This is a genomic window from Streptomyces sp. NPDC029466 (assembly GCF_055574515.1).
The window spans coordinates 1-22,182 of record NZ_JBVHZH010000030.1 but is presented as its reverse complement, the minus strand read 5'-3'; the positions used below and the strand labels follow the sequence as shown (position 1 = coordinate 22,182).

Genomic DNA, 22,182 nt, shown 5'->3' with positions numbered 1-22,182 from the left:
CGGGACCTTCTGCCTATCCTGAACGAGAATTACCGCGCCCGACGGTCCATTCATGAGAAGTCCGACCGCAGCGGCCAATACAGGGATTCCGCCGCTCGATGGTGCCCGCGCGCACGATTTTCGTCGTGAGGGAGAGCAATTCCCATGGACCTCCACACCATCACCGAAGTCGTCCGGCGACCGGCCGCCCGGCCGGGCGCGGACTGGCACCCGGGCGATGCCTGGCTCGCCGGCGGCACCTGGCTGTACTCCGTGGAGCAGCCCGACCTGCACCGCCTGATCGACCTGACGGCGTTGCCCTGGGACCCCCTCGTCCCGAGCGAGGCGGGCCTCGGCATCGGCGCGACCTGCACCATCAGCGAGCTGTATGCCTGTGCCCTGCCGGAGGAGTGGACCGCGGCCCCGCTTTTCACCAAGAGCTGTGAGGCGTTCCTGTCCTCGTTCAAGGTCTGGAGCGCGGCCACCGTCGGCGGCAATATCTGTATGTCCCTGCCGGCCGGCCCCATGATCACGCTGACCGTCGCCCTGGAGGCGCGGTACGACCTCTGGGCCGCCGACGGGTCCGCCCGCACCGTCGATGCCCTCTCCTTCGTGACCGGCAACAACGAGAACATTCTGGCCCCTGGGGAAATCCTGCGGCGTATCGACATTCCCGCGCACGCCCTGCGGAAACGCACCGCGCACCGCCGCTTCTCGCTGACCCGCCTCGGCCGTTCGACGGTCTTCCTCATCGGTACGCAAACGCCCGGAACGAGCGATCTGCTGCTGACGATTACCGCCGGCACCACCCGCCCCCTCCGCATGGGATTCGACACCCTGCCCGATGAGCGGACGCTGCGGCAGCGCATCGATGACCTCCCCGCCGATATCTGGTTCGACGATCCCAACGGGTCGCCCGGTCACCGCCGTCACCTGACGCAGCATTTCGCCGAGGAAATCCGCCGCGAACTCATGGCTGGGGGCCCGGGATGACCTACCGCGTGAACGGCAAGAGCTTCGACGAGGAACCGGATCCCGGTCAGTGCCTGCGTACCTTTCTCCGCGCACTGGGCCACTTCGGCGTCAAAAAGGGGTGCGACGCGGGCGATTGCGGCGCCTGCACGGTATGGCTGGACGGGGCTCCCGTACACAGCTGCATCACCCCCGCCTTCCGCGCGGACGGCCGTGAGGTGACCACGATCGAAGGGCTCGGCGCACCCGGCAATCTGCATCCGGTGCAGCGGCAGTTCCGCGATGCCCCGGGATTCCAGTGCGGTTTCTGCACCGCAGGAATGATCATGACATCGGCCACGTTCACCGAGGCCCAGAAAGCGGACCTGCCGCGGGCGTTGAAAGGAAACCTCTGCCGCTGCACCGGCTACCGGGGGATCGAGGACGCGGTGAAAGGCGTCGTCGGCGTGGCGAAGGCCGCACCGGGAAAGGCCGTCGGAACGAGCGTCGGTGCGCCCGCGGCCGAGGACGTGGTCACCGGCCGCGCCCCCTTCACGATGGACACCGAGCTCGACGGCATGCTGCACCTCAAGGTGCTGCACTCGCCCCACGCGCACGCCCGCATCGTCTCGATCGACAAGACCGCCGCCCTCGCGGTGCCCGGCGTGCACCGCGTCTACACCTGGGAAGACGTGCCGCGCAGACGCTTCACCACGGCCATCCACACCGACCATCTGGTGGATCCGGACGACACCTACCTCCTCGACCGCACGGTCCGCTTCGTCGGCCAGCGCGTGGTCGCGGTCCTGGCCGACACCGTCGGGGCGGCGGAGGAGGGCTGCCGCCGGGTCGCCGTGGAGTACGAGGTGCTGCCCGCGGTGTTCGACGCCGAAGAGGCCATGGCCGACGGGGCGCCACAGCTGCACGAGGCGGTCGATCCGTTCGTCCTGGACCCCGTTCACAACACCCTGGTCGAGATCCATGCACAGATCGGCGATATCGACGCGGGATTCGCCGAGGCGGACGTGATGCACGAGGGCACGTACTTCTCCCCGCGGGTGCAGCACGCGCATCTGGAGACCCATGGCTCGATCGCCTGGATGGAGAACGGCCGGCTGAACGTCCGCACCAGTTCGCAGTCGCCGTCGATCGCCAAGGTCAAACTGGCCCATCTGTTCGCGCTGCGCCCGGACCAGCTCCGGGTGTTCTGCGCACGCGTCGGCGGCGGATTCGGCGGCAAACAGGAAGTGATCTCGGAGGATCTGGCCGCACTCGCCACCCTCGACACCGGGCGGCCGGTCTGCTTCGAATACACCCGGGAAGAGGAATTCACCACCGCCTCGCCACGGCATCCCATGACGCTGACGGTCAAGCTCGGCGCGACGGCGAACGGAAAGCTCACCGCGCTCCAGGTCCGCAATGTCTCGAACACCGGCGCTTACGGCAACCACGCCGGCGAAACGCTCTACGCGGGCGGCGCCGCCGTCATGATCTACCGCTGCGCCAACAAGAAGTACGACGCGTTCTCCGTCTATACCAACACCGTGCCGAGCGGCGCCCTGCGCGGTTACGGGATGACCCAGCCGGCCTTCGCCGTGGAATGCGCGATGGACGAACTCGCCCTGGCCCTGCACATGGATCCGCTCGAACTGCGCCGCCGCAATATCGTGCGGCCGGGCGATCCGCTCCTTTCCATGGACGAGGGCCCCGACGACGTGGTGTTCACCGAGGACGGGCTCGCCACGTGCATCGACCTGGTGGATGAGGCGATGGCCCACAACGCCGGCGAGCCGTCCCCCGGCCCCGGGTGGCTCGTCGGGAACGGCGTCGCGAGTTCCCTGCACGAGACCGCGCCGCCGACCGAACACCTTTCGGAAGCCTGGGTGACGCTCGGCGACGATCTCGTGTACGAACTCGCGGTCGGCACCGTCGAATTCGGTGAGGGCACCTCGACCGCGCATGTCCAGATCGCGGCCCAGCAGCTGGGCACGACGCCGTCGCGCATTCGCCTGGTGCAATCCGACACCGACCGTACGGGATTCGACACCGGCGCCTTCGCGAGTGCCGGACTCTTCGTGGCGGGCAATGCGGTCCTCCGCGCGGCCAATGCCGTCCGGGACCGCATCCTGGAATTCGCCGCCGCCCACTCCGGCGTCCATGTCGTGATGTGCTCGATGGACGACGAGAGTGTCGTCTGCGGTGACCGGCGGGTGCCGCTGGCGGAACTCGTCGCCACCGCCCGCGCGCGCGGCATCCGCTTCTCCGCCGCCCGTAAGGCCTATGGCTCCCCCCGCAGCGTCACCTCCAATGCGCAGGGATTCCGGGTCGCCGTCCATCCGGTGACGGGCGAGATCCGCATCCTTTACAGCGTCCAGGCGACCGATGCCGCCGTCATCATCAACCCCGCACAGGTCCGGGGGCAGGTGGAAGGCGGGGTCGCCCAGGGAATCGGCTTCGCCCTGACCGAGAATCACCATGTCGATGAGAACGGCGTCATGGTCAACCCGAACTTCCGCAATTACCGCATCCCCACCTACGCCGATATTCCCCGCACGGAGGTGCTGCTGGTGGACTCGTCGGATTCCGTCGGGCCCCTGCGGTCGAAGGGGATCGCGGAATGCTGTATCAATCCGGTGGCTCCCGCGCTGGCGAACGCGCTCCACGACGCCACGGGCGTCCGCTGCCGCGCCCTGCCGCTGACCCCGGAACGGATCTACCGGCAGCTCAGCGAAAGCCGCCCGGTGACGACGGGACTGCGCACATGACCACCGAAAAGCCGGCCGGCACCGAGGCGACGGTCATCATCGGGCAGAAGGTCCGCGCCGGACTGGAGCGGGAATTCGAGGCATGGCAGGAGGAGGTCAACGCCGCTGCCGCCGGTTACGCGGGATTCCTCGGCGCCGAGATCTCCCGGCCGACCTCCCTGCAGCCCGACTGGGTGGTGGTCTACCGGTTCGACTCGATCGCCCATCTGCAGGCGTGGATCAACAGCGCCACCCGGCAGCGCTTTCTCGACCGCGGCCGGAAATACCTCGACGGCCCCGCGACCCAGCAGGTCGTCAGCGGCGGCACCCAGACACCGGACCCGCTGGTGACCGTCGTCGTCACCCACCGCGTCCACCCGGACCACACCGAGGCATTCCTCGCCTGGCAGCGTCGGATGACCGAGGAGGAGAGCAGCTTCGAGGGCTTCCGCGGAACCGAACTGTTCCGTCCGATCGAGGGCCTTCAGGACGAATGGACCACGCTCTACCGCTTCGACAGCGCCGAGCACCTCGACGCCTGGCTGACCTCGGGCAAGCGGAAGGAAGTCCTCGCGGAGGGCGAGAAGTTCCATGACTTCCGCATGCGCACGATCGACAACTCCTTCGGCAGCTGGTTCGCCTTCGAGGAGAACGGCAGGGAGGCGCCGCCGCCCTCGGAGACCAAAACCTCCGTCGCGGTCTGGGTCGGCCTCTATCCGACCGTGGTGCTGCTGACGCTCGCCCTGTCACCGGCGCACCTGCCGCTCTGGCTGAACCTGCTCATCGGCAACCTGCTGTCGAGCTTCATCATGAGCTTCCTGACCATGCCCTTCTATGTGAACCCGCTGCTCAGGCGGTGGCTGCGGCCCCGCCCGGACGCCCCGCCGGCCCGGACGAACCTCATCGGACTCGGCCTCGTCGCCGCGGTGATGGTGTTCTGGGCCGCGGTCTTCTTCCTCGTCACCACCCAGATCTGGCATCTGCCCTGACCAAGCGCCCCGCCCGGACCGTGACCCGGATGTACACGGCAGGGGCAAGGACGGTTGACTGCCCCCATGACGATCAACGATCCGCACAGACCCGGCGAGGGAATGGTCACCTTCCGGGTGACCGGCCAGGGCGTCGACGACATCACCTACGCCGTCCAGGCACCCGGGGACTCCGGCAGTGAAGAGCAGGTGACCCGGCCGGAGTTGCCGTGGTTCGTGGTGACCGACGCGCGCGGGGTGGGCGCCATGCCGATGCTCACCCTCACCCTCGACGGGCCGGACGCCTATGCCGAGTGCGAGATCCTCACGGACGGCGCACCGGCCGTCCGCGGTACCGTGCACGGCCCGGCCGCGACTGCCGTGTTCATGGCACGTGCGGCCGCCTCATAGAGTGCCGCCATGGATTCCGTTCTCCCCGTCGTCATCGCCCTTCTGGCGCTCGCCGCCGTCATGTTGATCTCGGCCACCGACCGCCGCGCCAAGACGCTGGAGCGCCGGCTCCACCGGCTGGAACACAAGGTCGACCGGCTGCTGGCGCACGCCGGCATCGAGGAGCCGCAGCCCGCCGGGATGGCCGAGATCGACCAGCTGCTGTCCCAGGGCAAGAAGATCCAGGCGATCAAGGTGCACCGCGAGGTCACCGGCTCCGGACTCGCCGAGGCCAAGGAAGCGGTCGAACGCCGGATGCGCTGACGGCCCGTTGGGCTGAGGATGGCCAGAAGGACCCGCCGGGCCCCAGCGGGCCACCTCATGCCCACGCAGGAAGCGAGAGCCGATGGCAGCGACCGAAGCCACCAAAGCCGCTGATGAGGCGTATGACGTCATTGTGCTGGGAGCGGGGCCGACCGGTGAGAACCTCGCCGACCGGGCCCACGCCGCCGGGCTGAGCGCGGTGATCGTGGAGAGCGAGCTGGTCGGCGGCGAATGCTCCTACTGGGCGTGTATGCCCAGCAAGGCCCTGCTGCGCCCGGTCACCGCCCGCTCCGAGGGCCGCCGGGTGCCCGGCCTCAGGGACGCCGTGGACGTCCCCCTGGACGCGCCCGCCGTACTCGCCCATCGCGACGCCATCACCTCCTACTGGAAGGACGACGGGCAGGTCCGCTGGCTGGACTCCGCCGGTATCGACCTGGTGCGCGGCCAGGGACGCCTGGCCGGGCCGCGCAGAGTGGTCGTCAACGGCGGCCGGGTGCTCACCGCCCGGCACGCGGTCGCGGTCTGCACGGGCAGCCGCGCGGTGCTGCCCCCCATCCCCGGGCTCGCCGAGGCCAGGCCCTGGACCAGCCGCGACGCCACCAGCGCCAAGAGCGTGCCGGGCCGTCTCGTGGTGGTCGGCGGCGGGGTCGTCGGCGTCGAGATGGCCACCGCCTGGCGGGCCCTGGGCGCCTCCGTGACGCTGCTGGTCCGCGGCGACGGACTGCTGCCGCGGATGGAGCCGTTCGCCGGCCACCTCGTCGCGGAGTCGCTCGCCGAGGCCGGGGTCTTCCTGCGGACCGGCGTCGAGGTGCGCGAGGTGCGCCGGGAGGCCCCGGGCGGCCCGGTCACCGTCCTGCTGGACTCCGGGGACGAGATCGTCGCCGATGAGCTCCTGATCGCCACCGGCCGGGCCCCGCGCACCGAGGACATCGGCCTGGACACGGTCGGACTGCCGCACGGCTCCTGGCTGGACGTCGACGACAGCCTGCGGGTGAAGGGAGTCACCGGCGGCTGGCTCTACGGCGTCGGCGACGTCAACCACCGCGCCCTCCTCACCCACCAGGGCAAGTACCAGGCCCGGATCGCCGGCGCCGCGATCGCCGCGCGCGCCCGGGGCGTCCCGATCCTGGAGACCGACCCCTGGGGCGCGCACGCCGCCACCGCGGACCTCCGCGCCGTCCCGCAGGTCGTCTTCAGCGACCCGGAGGCCGCCGCGGTGGGCCTGAGCGCGGCCGAGGCCGAGAAGGCCGGATACCGCACCCGGGTGGTCGACCAGGACCTGTCGGCGGTGGCCGGGGCGTCCCTGTACGCGGACGGCTACCGCGGCCGGGCCCGGATGGTCGTCGACCTGGACCGGGAGGTGCTGCTGGGCGCCACCTTCGTCGGCTTCGGTGTCGGAGAGCTGCTGCACGCCGCGACCGTCGCGGTGGCCGGTGAGGTCCCCATCGAGCGGCTGTGGCACGCGGTGCCCTCCTATCCCACGATCAGCGAGGCGTGGCTGCGGCTGCTGGAGGCATACCGGGGCTGAGGCACCGCCGGACCGTGCGGCACCGGACGCCGTCCGCGCCCGGCGCCGCGGCGCGCCCCGGCCCGGCTGTCGTCCCGTCACACCCCGTTCCCCGGCGGCCCGTTCGTCCGCCACCCGTTATGCCCCCGGCTCCGGGGCCTCGTCCACGGGCCGGGGGCCGCCCGGCCGCAGCTCGTCCCCGGACGCCATCGCGAACAGCGCGCTCAGCCCTTTGTCGAGGCCCAGATGCCGCTGCTCGGACCCCGGCGGCACCACCCGCAGCGTGCGCTCCAGCCACGCCGAGACCGCCGCGGCCGGCGCCTCCAGCAGGGCCTGCCCGTCCGGCGAGTCCAGCGCTATGCAGACCAGGCTGCGGCCGGCCGGCTTCGCCGGCCACACCCGCACATCGCCGTCGCCGCACGGCCGGAAGACGCCCTCGACGAGGAGTTCACGGGCGAACGTCCAGCTGACGGGGGAGTCCGAACCGATGTGAAAGGTGACATGGACGGCGTACGGGTCATCCGTCCGGTACCGCAGCCGGGCCGGCACCGGAATGCTGCGCTCCGGCGACAGGACCAGGCCCAGCTCCAGCTCTCTTTCCACCACGGTGTGCATGGGGTCCGCCTCTCTTCGCTTCCTGCGGGCCCCCGATACCGGGCCCGCACGGAGAGAGAGCCGCCAACCGCCGAACCCTTACACGACTTCGTACAACTTTTTTCCCGCGCCTCTTCCAGGTGGTCGTCGGCGGGCACGGCCACCGCGGGAACCCGGGGTCTGATAGATGTGGACGCCGCCTTGCGGCAGACTGCACCCCACACCCACCAGGCCGAGTACAGATACGGGACTACGGATATGAGCGCTCCTACCTCAGGATCCGCCGGCGGCAGCCCCACGCCAGGCTTCTACCCGGACCCGTCCATCCCCGGCTACATCCGGTACTGGAACGGTGCCGCGTGGGTGCCGGGCACCAGCCGGCCCGCCCCCGCCGAGGGCGAGGCGATGCCCGCCCCACCGCCCGGTGTGGCCCCGTCGCCCTCTCCCGCCCCCGCCGTCGAGGAGACCGGCCCGGTCTTCTTCGACGAGGAGGAGGCGGCCGGCGGCTCCGCGGTGCCCGCCGTACGCCAGAGCGGTGAGGTCGCCCCCGCGAGCTGGGACGACCCGGCCCGGCTGCACGGCACCGGCCCCGAGCCGGCCGCCGCCTGGCAGGCCGATGCCTCCCGGCAGGCCGGCTTCGGCGGGGAGCCCGACCGCCGGGTCTCGTGGGGCTCGCCGGACCAGGCCCCCGCCGGTACGCCGTCGGGCGCCGCCTCCTGGGGCGCGGTGCCGCCGCAGCGCGAGGGGCAGGGGGCCGACGCCGCGGCCGGTGAGGTGCCCGGCGCCGCCGCGCAGGGCCCGGGGGTCCCGTCCGACGGGACGGTCGCCATCCGCGCCGTGAACCCGGCCGCCCGCCGCGGCGGCAACTCCGGCGACCAGGGCACCACCGCGATCCGCGCGGTACGGCCCGAGGGCGGCAAGCCCGCCAAGGGCAACGAGACGATGGCGATCCGCGTCGCGGGCGGCGGCCGGCCCCCGTCCGCCGCGCCCGATGACGCCTCCCCGCAGTCGCTGCCGGCCGGCGGCGACCGACCGCAGAACAGTCCCGCCCAGCAGAGCCCCGCGCCGCAGAGCCCGGCCCCGCAGACGCCGGCCCAGCAGAGCCCCGCCCCGCAGCGTCCTGCCCCGCAGACGCCGGCCCAGCAGAACGCCGCCCCGCAGCGTCCCGCCCCGCAGGCCCCGGTGCAGCAGCAGCCCGTACAGCAGGCGGCCGCACCCGCCGCCGGTGTGCCGCCGCAGGGCGGTGCCGCGGCGGCCCGGCCCGGTCCGCAGGGCGCCGACGCCGACGGGGTCATCCCCTGGAAGCCGCCGACCGCCGCCGACCCCTTCGCGGCCATGGCGCAGGCCGCGCAGGGCCACCCGGCCGGTCTCGGCCGCAGGTTCGCGGCCCGGCTGATCGACACGCTGGTGCTGGGCGCGCTCACCGCCGCGGTCGCCGTCCCGATGTGGGGCACGGTCACCGACCACCTCGACGCCAAGGTCGAGGCGGCCAAGCAGTCCGGCCGCCAGGTGACGGTCTATCTGGTCGACGGCACCACGACACCGGTCTTCGCCACGATCCTGGCCGTCCTGCTGATCGGCGGTGCGCTCTACGAGGCGCTGCCGACCCTCAAGTGGGGCCGCACCCTGGGCAAGAAGCTGTGCGGCGTACGGGTCCTCGACATCGAGAGCCACGACACCCCGACCCTCGGCGCCGCGCTCAAGCGCTGGTTCCTCTACAGCGTGCTCGGCGTCCTCGTCATCGGCGTGCTGAACGTCGTCTGGTGCCTGTTCGACCGGCCGTGGCGCCAGTGCTGGCACGACAAGCTGGCCCGGACCTTCGTCGCCTCCGGCTGACCCCCGGCGCGGGGCGGGGCCGCCGCACCGGCCGTTCCCCCGAACGGACCTCGCCGGATGCGGCGGGCCGCGAGATGGCGTCGACTCGGGCCATGAGTACCGACCAGCCCCGGCCCGGCCCCGGTGAGCCGCCGGAGAACGATCCGTTCCAGAAGCCGCAGGAGCCCCCGGCGGGCGGCGCCCCCCGCAACAGCGCGCCCCGGGAGAACGGCTCGCCCCGCAACAACGCGCCGCACGGCGGCGATGCGGGCGGCAGCGGTACGGGCGGTCAAGGCGGTGCGCCGCCACCCCCGGAGGGCGCGCCGCCGCCCGGTGGCACCCCGCCGTCCTGGGGCACCCCGCCACCCGGTGGCACCCCGCCGCCCGGTGCCGGCGGCCCGTACGCGGGCGGTCCGTACGGCGGTGGCCCGTATGCCGGGGATCCCTACGGCGGGCAGTACGGAGTGGCCGATCCGCTGGCCGGGATGCCGCCGCTGGCGAACCGCGGCCGCCGGCTCGTGGCGCGCATCATCGACGCGATCATCGTCGGGGTGCCGGTCTGGCTGATCATGACCGCGATCGTCGGCGGGGTGGACTTCTTCACCACCGACGGTGACATGGCCGGCCGGCAGTCCACGGTCTCCGGCGTCACCTTGCTGGTGTATCTGATCTACGAGGGCCTGATGCTCAGCAGCCGCGGCCAGACCGTCGGCAAGATGGCGATGAAGATCCGGGTGGCGATGCTCGCGGACGGGTCGATCCCGCACGGCCAGCCGGGCTGGGTGCGGGCCGCGGTCTATTCGCTGCCGGAGATCGTGCCGTGCTGCGGCTTCATCTTCTGGCTGATCAACGTGCTGTGGTGTACCTGGGACAAGCCGTACCAGCAGTGTCTGCACGACAAGGCGGCGAAGACCGTGGTGGTGTCCACGGAGACGGAGCCGGCCGCCAAGTCAGCGTGAGTGTTCGCCGATCCGGGCCTCACCGGCGCCGGCCGACCGGGCGAGGCCGCTCCAAGCGGCGGGCCGGGGGCGCTCGGACGGCGTGGGAACGGCCTCCAACGGGGCGGACGGCGCGGGCGGCCCGTTCCGTACGACATGCCGGCGGACCACCCGTGACACCCCGGGCATCGGCACCGTCATGGCGACCAGCAGCCCGAGCCCGAGCCCGGCGATGGCGATGACCGCGACCCCGATGCCGGTCTCCGTCTGGGAGAGCAGCAGCATCGCGAGGGTGGAGAAAAAGACGGTGGCCGAACCGTAGGCGAGCTGTGCGGCGGTCGGACGAGGCATGGCGGATCCGTCCTCGGAGGGTCGGCAGGGGGTGTCGGTCAGGGCGCGCCGGAAAAGGAGCCTACGGTCGTCAATGCCCGAGCGGAACGCCGGGTAAGCGTGACCTAACCCACGGTTCGGGGCACAGGGGGCGCACAACGCCGTGGTGATTTCCCGGGCGTTGTGACGTCCTGGCAGCTGGGGGCGGGGGCGCATGCCCGGCGGGCATATACACCGGGCCCCTGCCCGACGAATCCGCGTCCGACGGCATGCCGCTGCCCGACGTCCGATAGCCGCAACTCGCGGACCGAGTAACGTACTTCGCTGACGTGCCCAAGTCAAGATCTGTCTTTTTCATCGTACTTCCGGTCGAATGCCCTCGAACAGTGACCGGTTCGATGGGGAGGACAGCGCCAAGTGAGAGACAGCAGACGGGTGTTCAGATCGGCCGCCCTGGCCACGGCAATCGCCGCGATCGGGGCGGCCGCTTTTTCTTCGGGGGTGGCGGCGGCCGACGCGCAGGGACCGTCGCCGGTCGCCAAGCGTCATGACCCGGCTCCCGAGCGGGCCGTGAACCATGACCTCAAGGGCCCGTTCAGTGCCCGGCAGGCGGCCCAGCGCAAGGAAGCGCTCCAGCAGGTCATCTCCGGCGACGCCACGGCGACCGAGCGGAACGGCTCCCGGGTCGTCAAGCTCGGCAAGAGCAAGTACGTCGAGCTGGCCCGGCAGAAGACCGACAAGATCTTCACCGTCCTGGTGGACTTCGGCGACAAGGTCGACAACACCACGATGTTCGACCCGGACGGCGACGGCCCCAAGCCCCCGGTGAAGAAGTACGGCGGCGACCCCGGCCCGGCGCACAACCAGATAGCCGAGCCGGACCGTGCCAAGGACAACAGCACGGCCTGGCAGAAGGACTTCAACCGGAAGCACTTCCAGGACCTCTACTTCTCGCACGACAAGAAGAAGCAGTCGCTGGCCAAGTACTACGAGAAGCAGTCCTCGGGCCGCTACTCCGTCCAGGGCGAGGTCTCCGACTGGGTCAAGGTCGACTGGAACGAGGCCCGTTACGGGTCCAACTACTGCGGCCAGACCAACTGCTCCAGCGCCTGGGACCTGATCCGCGACGGCGTCAACCAGTGGGCCAAGAACCAGAAGGCGGCCGGCCGCACCGACGCGCAGATCAAGACGGACCTCGCCAAGTACGACCGGTGGGACCGCTACGACCACGACGGCGACGGCAACTTCAACGAGCCCGACGGGTACATCGACCACTTCCAGATCGTGCACGCCGGTGAGGACGAGTCCGCCGGCGGCGGCGTCCAGAAGACCAACGCCATCTGGGCGCACCGCTGGTACGCGTACGGCACCGACGCCGGCAAGACCGGCCCCGGCGCGAACAAGGCGGGCGGCACCCAGATCGGCGACACCGGCATCTGGGTCGGCGACTACACGATGCAGCCGGAGAACGGCGGACTCGGCGTCTTCGCCCACGAGTACGGTCACGACCTGGGCCTGCCGGACGAGTACGACACCTCCGGCACCGGTGAGTCCTCGGTGGACTTCTGGTCGCTGATGTCGGGCGGCTCCTGGCTCGGCACCGGCAAGGACTCCATCGGTGACCTGCCCGGCGACATGAGCGCCTGGGACAAGCTCCAGCTGGGCTGGCTCAACTACGGCAAGGCGAAGGCCGCGAAGAAGTCCACCCACAAGCTGGGCGTCGCCGAGTACAACACCAAGAACAAGCAGGCGGTGGTCGTCGAGCTGCCGGCCAAGGCGGTCAAGACCGACATCGTGCAGCCCGCGGAAGGCTCCAAGCAGTGGTGGAGCAACATGGGCGACAACCTCAAGAACACCCTGTCCCGGCCGGTGGACCTCACCGGTAAGGCCAAGGCGTCGCTGACGCTCAAGGGCTGGTGGGACATCGAGAAGGACTACGACTACCTCTACGCCGAGGTCTCCACCGACGGCGGCAGCAACTGGACGGCCCTGGACGGGACCGCGGCCGGCAAGGCCATCCCGCGCGACGGCAGCGACAAGCCCGCCCTGACCGGCACCGTGGCCGCCTACCAGGACCTCGTCTACCCGCTGGACGCCTACGCGGGCAAGAAGATCGACCTGCGCTTCCGCTACCAGACCGACGGCGGCGCGGCCCAGAAGGGCTTCGCGGCCGACACCGTCAGCGTGGTCGCCGACGGCAAGCCGCTGTTCAGCGACAACGCCGAGGGCGACGACAACGGCTGGACCGCCAAGGGCTTCTCGCGCCTCGGCGCGTCCTTCACCAAGGACTACCCGCAGTACTACATCGCGGAGAACCGCCAGTACGTGTCGTACGACAAGACCCTCAAGGTCGGCCCGTACAACTTCGGCTGGACCACCGCCAAGCCGGGCTGGGTGGAGCACTTCCCGTACCAGAACGGTGTGCTGATCTGGCTGTGGGACACCTCGCAGGCGGACAACAACGTCGGCCTGCACCCGGGCCACGGGCAGATCCTGCCGGTCGACGCGCATCCCAAGGCCGAGCGCTGGGCGGACGGCAAGCTGATGCGCAACCGCTTCCAGTCCTACGACTCGACCTTCACCCGCTTCCGGACCGACGGCCTCACGCTGCACCGGGACGGCAAGGAGGTGAAGATCGCCTCGAAGAAGGGCGTGACGCTCTTCGACGACCGGCACGGCGTCTACTACGACAAGGCGAACCCGACCGGTGGTGTGATCGTTCCTGACACCAACACCCGGATCAAGGTCACCAAGGAGGCCCGGGACGGCTCCACGGTGACGCTGCGGATCGGCTCTGCCGGTAAGTAAAAGGTAAATCCGCAGGTCAGATGCTGTTCGGCCGTCGCCCACTAGCGGGCGGCGGCCGATTAGCGTTTAGATGCGTTCTACAGTTCCTTGTTGACGCGAAGTCTCACGGGGGAGATATGAAGATGTCCGGTGGTGGTTTCATCAGGCTTCCCGGCGGAAGCGTGGTGGTCGCCCTCTCGCTGCCCAGGCCGCCGCACGGCGCCCGGGCCGGCCTGTACGACTGCGGTTGCCGGGTCCGGGTCCTGGTCCATGCCGTGAACCGACAGCGCGCCCTGACCAGGCTGCGCAACCTCGGTCTGCGGTCCGTCTACCTGCGCGGCAACACCGAGCCGCCCACGCCCGACGAGATCACGGCCGTGCTGCACCATCCCGACGGCCTGGTCTGGCGCGAGGCCCCGGACGACGACACCGAGTCCTGGCATCCCATACGGGCGCTGCTGCGGCCCCAGCCGGCCCGCCCGGCCGTGGAGACCGGGCCGGCCGAGGGGAACGAACGTCCGGCCGCCTGACGGGCCCCTCAGGCGTCGATGAGGACCGGTTTGCCGGTCAGCTCGGCGCCCGCCGCGCGCAGCTCCGCCAGCGCCCGCTCGGTGCTGTGCGCGGCGACCCCGGCGGTCAGATCCAGCAGGACATGGGTGCGCAGCCCGGCGCGGAGCGCGTCCAGGGCGGTGGCGCGGACACAGTGGTCGGTGGCGATACCGACCACATCGACCTCGCTGACGGAGTGCGCGCGCAGCCAGTCGGCGAGCGGGGTGCCGTTCTCGTCCACGCCCTCGAAACCGCTGTACGCGGAGGTGTGGGCGCCCTTGTCGAAGACCGCGTCGACGGCGCCGGAGGCGAGCGCCGGGGCGAAATTGGGGTGGAACCCGCTGCCCTCCGTGCCGGCCACGCAGTGCACCGGCCAGGAGTGCTCGTAGTCCGGGGTCGTGGAGAAGTGATCACCGGGGTCGATGTGGTAGTCCCGGGACGCCACGACATAGCGGTAGCAGCTGCCGGCCGTCTCGCCCACCAGATCGGTGATGGCCGCCGCGACATCCGCACCTCCCGCCACCGCGAGGCTGCCGCCCTCGCAGAAGTCGTTCTGTACATCAACGACGATCAATGCCCGGTGCATGGTGCGTGCCTTCCGGCTGGGAATCGGGGAGGGGCGCGAGGGAGGTGTGACCGAGGGTGGTGTGACCGAGGGTAGCCACTGGACGGGGATTGCGGGAGTGGGGCGGAGCCCGCCGGGACGGCGGGGTGCCGGGCGGCGTACGGCGCCCGGCACCCGGCACCCCGCGCCCCCGTCGGCGGCGCCCGGTCAGACGTACTCGGTGGGCAGCACCGGCTCGCCGCGGGAGAGCTGGGTCGCCGACAGCGGCAGCGCGGCCCGGGCGGCGATGTGCCGGTCGCGGGCGGCGTCCAGCGGCTCGCGGGCCACCACCTTCCCGGCGCTCACCAGCGGCACCAGCAGCTGCCGGTCGGCCAGCTCGGCGGGGACCGGCCCGGTGCCGATGACCTCGGCCTCGGCGACGCCGTCCGCGTCCGGCCGGCGCGCGGCCCACTTACGGCCGCCGAGCGAGGTCTTGGCGCCCATCGACTTCTTCGCGACCGGCCGCAGCGGCGCGCCGGGCTCCTCGCTGTCGGCGCGGGCGACCAGCTTGTAGACCATCGAGCAGGTCGGGTGCCCGCTGCCGGTCACCAGCTGGGTGCCGACGCCGTACGCGTCCACCGGGGCGGCGGCCAGCGAGGCGATGGCGTACTCGTCCAGATCGCTGGTGACCACGATCCTGGTCTTGGTGGCGCCCAGCTCGTCCAGCTGCTGGCGCACCCGGTGGGCGATCAGCAGCAGATCGCCGGAGTCGATCCGGACGGCCCCGAGCTCCGGGCCGGCCACCTCCACCGCGGTGCGCACCGCCTCGGTGACGTCGAAGGTGTCCACGAGCAGGGTCGTCCCGCCGCCGAGGGTGTCGACCTGCGCGGTGAAGGCGTCCCGCTCGGTGTCGTGCAGCAGGGTGAAGGCGTGCGCGCTGGTGCCGACGGTGGGGATGTTGTAGCGGAAACCGGCCGCCAGGTCGGAGGTGGTGTGGAAGCCGCCGACGTAGGCGGCCCGGGACGCGGCCACCGCCGCCAGCTCATGGGTGCGGCGGGCGCCCATCTCCATCAGCGGGCGGTCACCGGCCGCCACCGCCATCCGGGAGGCCGCCGCGGCCACCGCCGAGTCGTGGTTGAGGATCGAGAGGATCACCGTCTCCAGGAGCACCGCCTCGGCGAAGGTGCCCTCGACCCGCATGACGGGGGAGCCGGGGAAGTAGACCTCGCCCTCCGGGTAGCCCCAGATGTCGCCGCGGAAACGGAAGTCGGCCAGCCACTCCAGGGTCGGCTCGTCGAGGATGCCGCGTTCGCGCAGGAAGCCGAGGATGGTCTCGTCGAAGCGGAAGTTCTCCACCGCGTCCAGTACCCGGCCGGTGCCGCCCACCACCCCGTAGCGGCGGCCCTCGGGCAGCCGGCGGGTGAAGACCTCGAAGACCGACCGCCGGTCCGCGGTGCCGGACCGCAACGCGGCCTGAAGCATGGTGAGTTCGTACTGGTCGGTGAAGAGCGCAGTCGACGGCACGGCCACCGGCAGCCCCAGGTCTGCTGTGTTCATGGGGACGATGCTACCCCTGATACTCGTCACTCTGACGATAGTGCTCCGACGGCGACAAAAGGCCGCCCGCGGCCCTGGGGTGCGGCTCGCCGACGCGGCCCGCGCGAGGGGCATTTGTGCGTCGTGCGCCCCCGGGTGGCAGCATGGGGCCTGTGAGCGCCCACCCGTCACCCACGATCACGCTCCGGCCGCATCACTGCACGCTCAGTGTCCCGGTCGAGATCGAACGTCCCGAGTCGAGCGAGGCTCCCTTCGAGGTCCCCGAACCCGACGTCCCGTGGGTCACGATCGTCCACAACGACCCCGTCAACCTCATGAGCTATGTCTCGTACGTCTTCCAGTCGTACTTCGGCTACTCCAAGGACAAGGCGCACCAGTTGATGCTCGACGTCCACCACAAGGGCCGCGCGGTGGTCTCCAGCGGCAGCCGCGAGGAAATGGAGCGCGACGTGCAGGCGATGCACGGCTACGGCCTGTGGGCGACCCTTCAGCAGGACCGCCGATGAGCGGGCACTTCGAGCCGCTGCCCGGCGGCGGCGCCGCCGTCCCGCTCGACGAGGTCGAGATCTCCATCCTGCGCAGCCTCGCGGTCCAGCTGATGGAGCTGATCGGCCCGGGCGAGGAGGCCGGGGAGAGCGAGAGCGACGATCTGCTGGCGTCGGTCTTCAACGACGGTCCCAGCGAGCCGCCCGCCGACCCGGTCCTGGCCCGCCTCTTCCCCGACGCCTACGGCGGGCCCGACCTCGTCCCCGATGACGACGTCCGCGCCGCCTCCGCCGAATTCCGCCGCTACACCGAGAACGATCTGCGCTCCCGCAAGCGCGAGGACGCCCTCGCGCTGATCCGTGCGCTGGACACCCTGGCGCCCGAGGGCGGCAGTGCGGAGCTGCGGCTGAAGCCCGCCGAGTGCCGGCAGTGGCTGGGGGCTCTCAATGACCTCAGACTGGCCATCGGGACGCGGCTTGAAGTCACCGATGAGGAGGACGGCGGCGAGCTGCTGCGGCTGCCGGACAGCGACCCCCGCAAGCCGATGGTGATGGCGTATCTCTGGCTCGGCGGCCTTCAGGAGACGCTGGTCGAGTCACTGATGGGCTGAAATTCGGGCGTACCACCCCGGGAATTCGCCGAGTGTTCGCTCAGCGGATGCTCAAATCCGGATAACGATCGCGTCACTGACCCGGGGCGCCTTGCCGCCTTCTGCGCAACTTGTCCCATTTTCCTGATGGTTCGGTTCGCGCCACCTGTAGTCGATCTTCGATGGCGCGTGTTAAATGTTCACGACCTGCCGTGAGCGACGCCACCCCTGTCGCCGCGGGAGCGCTGAGCCGGCCGACCGTCGGCGTGCAGGAACTCCATCCGGGGGGATCGGGACCCGATCCGGACAGACCGGGTCGGAATGGAGAAAGGCGCACCACTCATGACCTCTGTGCAGGTCGACAAGCAGCACGACGGTAATGAGGCACCTGGGCAGGAGCCCGAGGAGGGCTACCAGCGGGGGCTGGGAAACCGTCAGATCCAGATGATCGCCATTGGTGGCGCCATCGGTACCGGCCTGTTCCTCGGGGCCGGCAAGGCGATCTCGATGGCCGGGCCGAGCATCATCCTCGCCTACGCCATCGTCGGCCTCGTCATCTTCTTCATCATGCGGGCCCTGGGCGAACTGCTCATGTACCGGCCCGTTTCCGGCTCCTTCTCGGAGTACGGACGCGAATTCCTCGGCCCGTTCATCGGCTTCGTGACCGGCTGGACGTACTGGCTCTTCTGGGTCGTCACCGGCATCACCGAAGTGACCGCCGCCGCCACGTATGTGCAGTACTGGAACAAGGACATACCGCAATGGGCCTCGGCACTCGTCTTCACGTGTGCGCTCTTCGGTATCAACCTGATCTCCGTGAAGATCTTCGGTGAGCTGGAGTTCTGGTTCTCGATGGTCAAGGTCACCGCGATCATCGGCATGATCCTGATCGGCCTCGGCGTGATCACCCTCGGCTTCTCCGACGCCGGTGACACCGCCTCCTTCACGCTTCTGTGGTCCGACGGCGGCTTCTTCCCCAAGGGCATCGGCGGCACGCTGATGACGCTTCAGATCGTGATGTTCGCCTTCCTCGCCGTCGAACTCGTCGGCGTCACCGCGGGCGAGGCGACCGACCCGAAGAAGGTCCTGCCCAAGGCCATCAACACCGTGCCGTGGCGGATCGGCCTCTTCTACATCGGTGCGCTGATCATCATCCTGTCCGTCGTCAGCTGGACGGCCTTCAAGCCGGGCGTCAGCCCGTTCGTCGCCGCCTTCCAGCAGATCGGGCTGCCGGCCGGCGCGGGCATCGTCAACTTCGTCGTGCTGACCGCCGCGCTCTCCTCGGCGAACTCGGGCATGTACTCCACCGGCCGGATGCTGCGCGACCTCGCGCTCAACGGCCAGGGACCGAAGTTCTTCACCCGGCTGAGCAAGAACGGCCTGCCCACCTGGGGCACCGGCGTCTCGGTCGCGATGATGCTGTTCGGCGTCTACATCAACTACCAGTGGCCCGGTGAGGCGTTCAACTACGTCGTCTCCTTCGCCACCATCTCCGGTATGTGGGCGTGGATCGTCATCCTGGCCTCGCAGCTGCGCTACCGCGCCAAGGCGAACCGCGGCGAGCTGCCGCAGTCCGAGTTCAAGGCCCCCGGCAGCCCCTTCACCTCGATCTTCGCGCTGGCCTTCATCGGCATGGTGATCGTGATGATGGGTGTCGACAAGGACGCCCGGATCTCCCTCTACGCGGCTCCCGTGTGGGCGCTCATCCTGGGCGTCGGCTACCTCTGCATCAAGCGGCGGGATGCGGCGCTGCTGGCGGCCGGCGCGGACACCAAGAGCTAGGCAGCACCCCGGACGCCGGTGAAACCGCCCGGCTGTCCAGCATGCGGGCCCGTATGTACCACTCTTCGGTACGTACGGGCCCGCTGGCTATTCTTGGCGCCATGCTGACCCTCACCAAGGCCCTCTTCGACCAGATCGTCGAGCACTCCCGCCAGGACCACCCCGACGAGGCGTGTGGCGTGGTCGCGGGCCCGGCGGGCAGCGGCCGGCCCGAGCGGTTCATCCCGATGCTGAACGCCGCCCGCTCGCCCACCTTCTATGAGTTCGACTCCTCCGACCTGCTCAAGCTCTACCGCGAGATGGACGACCGGGACGAGGAGCCGGTGATCATCTACCACTCGCACACCGCCACCGAGGCCTACCCCTCGCGCACCGACATCTCGTACGCGAACGAGCCCGGCGCCCACTATGTCCTGGTTTCCACCGCTGACGCCGATGACGCCGGACCCTTCCAGTTCCGCTCCTTCAGGATCGTGGACGGCGAGGTCACGGAGGAAGAGGTCGAGGTCGTGGCGGAGTACTCCTGAGCGCGTCCCACCTGGCGTACACCAATCGTCCGCATCATGGGACGAGGTTCCAATACCCGGACCGGGAATCGATACGATGACCGCATGGTTGACCACGACGTGAGCGAGAAGAGGACGGGCATGCTGCTGCACGCTCCGCTCGCCACGCGTCGCTCCGCATCCGCGCTGCTCGGCGCGTTCGGCTGCGGAGCCGCACGGCTGCACGTGGACCTGTGCCGCCTTTCCAGCGCCATCTGTCCGCGCTGCGCCGGCGCCTGACCCGGCCCGTACGGGCGCACGTCCCGCGCGACCCCGCACTTCCCGCGTCACCCGACGCCCTCCCGGCCTGCCGCCCGCCGTGCACCCGGGACGCACCGCATCCGCCACCGCACTCCCACAGGAGCACTCCCATGGCCATCGAGGTCCGAATCCCGACCATCCTGCGCACCTACACCGACGGCCAGAAGGCCGTCGAGGGCAGCGGAGACACCCTCGCCGACCTCTTCACCGACCTGGAGAGCCGGCACACCGGTATCCGCGAGCGCCTGGTCGACGGCGAGCAGCTGCGCCGCTTCGTGAACGTCTACCTCAACGACGAGGACGTCCGCTTCCTGGAGGGCATCTCCACCAAGCTCGCCGACGGCGACAACGTGACGATCCTCCCGGCCGTGGCCGGCGGCATGGTCTGAGATGCGTTACGACTCCCCGCTGGCGGCGGTCGGGAACACCCCTCTCGTCCGCCTCCCGCGCCTCTCACCCTCCGAGGACGTCCGTATCTGGGCGAAGCTGGAGGACCGCAACCCCACGGGCTCGGTCAAGGACCGGCCCGCGCTGCACATGATCGAACAGGCCGAGAAGGACGGCCGGCTCACCCCCGGCTGCACCATCCTCGAACCGACCAGCGGCAACACCGGCATCTCGCTCGCCATGGCGGCCAAGCTCAAGGGCTACCGCATCGTGTGCGTCATGCCGGAGAACACCTCCTCCGAGCGGCGCGAGCTGCTCGCCATGTGGGGCGCCGAGATCATCTCCTCGCCCGCGGCCGGCGGCTCCAACACGGCCGTCAAGGTCGCCAAGGAGCTGTCCGCCGAGCACCCCGACTGGGTGATGCTCTACCAGTACGGCAACCCCGACAACGCCGGTGCGCACTACGCCACCACCGGCCCGGAGATCCTCGCCGACCTCCCCTCGGTCACCCATTTCGTGGCCGGTCTGGGCACCACCGGCACGCTCATGGGCGTCGGCCGCTATCTGCGCGAGCAGGTCCCCGGCGTCCAGATCGTCGCCGCCGAACCGCGCTACGACGATGTCGTCTACGGTCTGCGCAACCTCGACGAGGGCTTCATCCCCGAGCTCTACGACGAGTCCGTGCTCACCACCCGCTTCTCGGTCGGCTCCGAGGACGCGGTCCGCCGCACCCGCGAACTCCTCGCCGAGGAAGGCATCTTCGCGGGCATCTCCACCGGCGCGGCACTGCACGCCGCGATCGGCGTCGCCAAGAAGGCGGTCAAGGCGGGGCAGAGCGCCGACATCGTCTTCGTCGTCGCCGACGGCGGCTGGAAGTACCTCTCCACCGGCGTCTACACCGCCGAGACGACCGAGGCCGCCATCGCCACCCTCCAGGGCCAGCTCTGGGCGTAGCACGGGGCGGATTCCGGGCTGCCCCCGGGTGAGGACCGGGGGCACTCCGCGGACGGCGGCGGGCCGGTATCCCTCCGCGGCGGCACCGGTCCCTGCGTACGGGCGTACGGGCGTACGGGGCGACAGCCCAGACTGGTGATTCCGCCCACAGCTCGCCCCGCTGGAGGCGCCACAGGACCTTTTGCGGCTTACGCTCGTGGGCACCGCACAGACCGCCAAGGATCCGGCACCACCCCGGCAGGGACCCGCCGGGACACCCGCACGGACCTTCCCCGAGCGCTCACTGGGTTCGAGCAGGGGGAGGCCCCTGACCGCCGCCCCCGCCCACGGAGGTTCACGCCCGTATGAAGCTCACTGTCGTCGGATGCTCGGGCTCGTTCCCTTCCATGGAATCGGCCTGCTCGAGCTACCTCCTGGAGGCCGACGGCTTCAGGCTGCTCCTCGACATGGGCAACGGCGCCCTGGGCGAGTTGCAGCGCCACACCGGCCTCTATGACCTGGATGCCGTGCTCCTGTCGCATCTGCATGCAGACCACTGCATCGATTTGTGCGGCTATTTCGTCGTCCGCTACTACCGCCCGGACGGCGGCCGTTGTGCGCCGATGCCGGTCTACGGACCGGCCGGCACCGAGCAGCGGCTGACCGCCGCACACGCCGATGTGCCGCACGACGGCGCGATGAGCGAGGTCTTCGACTTCCGCACCCTGACCCCCGGCACCGTCACCATCGGCCCGTTCACGATCCGTACGGAACACGTCAGGCACCCGGTCGAGGCCTTCGGCTTCCGCATCGAGCACGGCGGCCGCACCCTGACGTACTCCGGGGACACCGGCCCCTGCGCGGCACTGGAGTCGCTCGCCGAGGGCGCCGACTTCTTCCTGTGCGAGGCGTCCTTCACCTACGGCAAGGAAGACATCCCGGATCTGCACCTCAACGGCCGGGAGGCCGGCGAGACCGCCCGACGGGCCGGCGTCGGCCGGCTGGTGCTGACCCACATCCCCCCGTGGACCGACCCGGACATCAGCATCCGCGACGCCCAGAAGGTCTACGACGGCCCGGTCGAGGCCGCCAAGGCGGGCGCGGTGTACGAGATCTGAGTGCACGGCGGGGGGGGGGGGGGGGGGGGGGGGGGGGGGGGGGGGGGGGGGGGGGGGGGGGGGGGGGGGGGGGGGGGGGGGGGGGGGGGGGGGGGGGGGGGGGG

At 70.5% G+C, this 22,182-nt stretch carries 22 protein-coding genes; 18 read left to right on the top strand and 4 right to left on the bottom strand.

The window, feature by feature from the left end; translation table 11 throughout:
* The first annotated feature begins 144 nt into the window (after positions 1-144).
* From ACZ4XD_RS22535 to ACZ4XD_RS22510, 6 genes are all read left to right on the top strand, one after another.
* Complete coding sequence (locus ACZ4XD_RS22535; protein ID WP_468044675.1) at positions 145-972, top strand: FAD binding domain-containing protein; 828 nt, start codon at positions 145-147, stop codon at positions 970-972.
* Complete coding sequence (locus tag ACZ4XD_RS22530) at positions 969-3,695, top strand: molybdopterin-dependent oxidoreductase (RefSeq protein WP_468044673.1); 2,727 nt, start codon at positions 969-971, stop codon at positions 3,693-3,695. The genes ACZ4XD_RS22535 and ACZ4XD_RS22530 overlap by 4 nt, the downstream gene beginning before the upstream one ends.
* A complete protein-coding gene (locus ACZ4XD_RS22525; RefSeq protein WP_468044671.1) occupies positions 3,692-4,663 on the top strand; it encodes an antibiotic biosynthesis monooxygenase in 972 nt (323 codons plus the stop codon). Before ACZ4XD_RS22530 ends, ACZ4XD_RS22525 begins: the two co-directional genes overlap by 4 nt.
* A 66-nt stretch (positions 4,664-4,729) precedes the next feature.
* The gene (locus ACZ4XD_RS22520; protein ID WP_052718969.1) at positions 4,730-5,053 is read left to right on the top strand and encodes a hypothetical protein; all 324 of its coding nucleotides are present in this window, start codon (positions 4,730-4,732) and stop codon (positions 5,051-5,053) included.
* Positions 5,054-5,062: 9 nt separating this feature from the next.
* Complete coding sequence (locus ACZ4XD_RS22515; RefSeq protein ID WP_468044668.1) at positions 5,063-5,356, top strand: ribosomal protein L7/L12; 294 nt, start codon at positions 5,063-5,065, stop codon at positions 5,354-5,356.
* Between the two features lie 82 nt (positions 5,357-5,438).
* Complete coding sequence (locus tag ACZ4XD_RS22510) at positions 5,439-6,884, top strand: dihydrolipoyl dehydrogenase family protein (RefSeq protein ID WP_468044666.1); 1,446 nt, start codon at positions 5,439-5,441, stop codon at positions 6,882-6,884.
* Between the two features lie 117 nt (positions 6,885-7,001).
* On the opposite strand, the gene ACZ4XD_RS22505 is transcribed toward ACZ4XD_RS22510, so the two are convergent.
* Positions 7,002-7,478 (bottom strand): SsgA family sporulation/cell division regulator, encoded by a 477-nt coding sequence (locus ACZ4XD_RS22505; protein WP_468044664.1) that lies wholly within the window; start codon positions 7,476-7,478, stop codon positions 7,002-7,004.
* 237 nt (positions 7,479-7,715) lie between these two features.
* Here ACZ4XD_RS22505 and ACZ4XD_RS22500 point away from each other — a divergent pair, with 237 nt between their 5' ends.
* On the top strand, positions 7,716-9,293 hold the full coding sequence (locus tag ACZ4XD_RS22500; RefSeq protein ID WP_468044662.1) for an RDD family protein: 1,578 nt from the start codon (positions 7,716-7,718) through the stop codon (positions 9,291-9,293).
* A 92-nt stretch (positions 9,294-9,385) separates the two neighbouring features.
* Positions 9,386-10,231, top strand: coding sequence for an RDD family protein (locus ACZ4XD_RS22495; RefSeq protein WP_468044660.1), 846 nt, complete (start codon positions 9,386-9,388; stop codon positions 10,229-10,231).
* Here the strand turns inward: ACZ4XD_RS22495 and ACZ4XD_RS22490 are convergent.
* Positions 10,223-10,561: a hypothetical protein gene (locus tag ACZ4XD_RS22490; RefSeq protein ID WP_468044658.1), complete on the bottom strand. Its 339-nt coding sequence runs from the start codon at positions 10,559-10,561 to the stop codon at positions 10,223-10,225. The genes ACZ4XD_RS22495 and ACZ4XD_RS22490 overlap by 9 nt on opposite strands.
* A gap of 396 nt (positions 10,562-10,957) precedes the next feature.
* Here ACZ4XD_RS22490 and ACZ4XD_RS22485 point away from each other — a divergent pair, with 396 nt between their 5' ends.
* The gene (locus tag ACZ4XD_RS22485) at positions 10,958-13,348 is read left to right on the top strand and encodes an immune inhibitor A domain-containing protein (protein WP_468044656.1); all 2,391 of its coding nucleotides are present in this window, start codon (positions 10,958-10,960) and stop codon (positions 13,346-13,348) included.
* Positions 13,349-13,470: 122 nt separating this feature from the next.
* Positions 13,471-13,857 (top strand): hypothetical protein, encoded by a 387-nt coding sequence (locus ACZ4XD_RS22480; RefSeq protein WP_468044654.1) that lies wholly within the window; start codon positions 13,471-13,473, stop codon positions 13,855-13,857.
* Positions 13,858-13,865: 8 nt separating this feature from the next.
* Here ACZ4XD_RS22480 and ACZ4XD_RS22475 read toward each other — a convergent pair whose 3' ends face one another.
* Together ACZ4XD_RS22475 and ACZ4XD_RS22470 are read right to left on the bottom strand one after the other, a co-directional pair.
* Complete coding sequence (locus ACZ4XD_RS22475; protein ID WP_468044652.1) at positions 13,866-14,462, bottom strand: isochorismatase family protein; 597 nt, start codon at positions 14,460-14,462, stop codon at positions 13,866-13,868.
* A gap of 186 nt (positions 14,463-14,648) precedes the next feature.
* The gene (locus tag ACZ4XD_RS22470; protein WP_468044650.1) at positions 14,649-15,977 is read right to left on the bottom strand and encodes a nicotinate phosphoribosyltransferase; all 1,329 of its coding nucleotides are present in this window, start codon (positions 15,975-15,977) and stop codon (positions 14,649-14,651) included.
* Between the two features lie 152 nt (positions 15,978-16,129).
* Between ACZ4XD_RS22470 and clpS the strand changes: the two genes are divergently transcribed.
* From clpS to ACZ4XD_RS22430, 8 genes are all read left to right on the top strand, one after another.
* Complete coding sequence (gene clpS, locus ACZ4XD_RS22465; RefSeq protein ID WP_468044648.1) at positions 16,130-16,483, top strand: ATP-dependent Clp protease adapter ClpS; 354 nt, start codon at positions 16,130-16,132, stop codon at positions 16,481-16,483.
* Complete coding sequence (locus tag ACZ4XD_RS22460; RefSeq protein WP_468044646.1) at positions 16,480-17,073, top strand: DUF2017 domain-containing protein; 594 nt, start codon at positions 16,480-16,482, stop codon at positions 17,071-17,073. Before clpS ends, ACZ4XD_RS22460 begins: the two co-directional genes overlap by 4 nt.
* Positions 17,074-17,394: 321 nt before the next feature.
* Positions 17,395-18,834 (top strand): amino acid permease, encoded by a 1,440-nt coding sequence (locus ACZ4XD_RS22455; RefSeq protein WP_468044644.1) that lies wholly within the window; start codon positions 17,395-17,397, stop codon positions 18,832-18,834.
* 101 nt (positions 18,835-18,935) lie between these two features.
* Entirely contained in the window at positions 18,936-19,361 is a 426-nt protein-coding gene (locus ACZ4XD_RS22450) for a M67 family metallopeptidase (RefSeq protein WP_468044642.1), read from the top strand.
* Between the two features lie 84 nt (positions 19,362-19,445).
* Entirely contained in the window at positions 19,446-19,619 is a 174-nt protein-coding gene (locus tag ACZ4XD_RS22445; RefSeq protein ID WP_362830276.1) for a putative leader peptide, read from the top strand.
* Positions 19,620-19,750: 131 nt separating this feature from the next.
* A complete protein-coding gene (locus ACZ4XD_RS22440) occupies positions 19,751-20,029 on the top strand; it encodes a MoaD/ThiS family protein (RefSeq protein ID WP_147246793.1) in 279 nt (92 codons plus the stop codon).
* 1 nt (position 20,030) lies between these two features.
* A complete protein-coding gene (locus ACZ4XD_RS22435; protein ID WP_467155545.1) occupies positions 20,031-20,981 on the top strand; it encodes a PLP-dependent cysteine synthase family protein in 951 nt (316 codons plus the stop codon).
* 344 nt (positions 20,982-21,325) lie between these two features.
* Positions 21,326-22,078 carry an MBL fold metallo-hydrolase gene (locus tag ACZ4XD_RS22430; protein ID WP_468044639.1) on the top strand — a complete coding sequence of 251 codons (753 nt, stop codon included), beginning with the start codon at positions 21,326-21,328 and terminating at the stop codon, positions 22,076-22,078.
* Positions 22,079-22,182 lie beyond the last annotated feature (104 nt).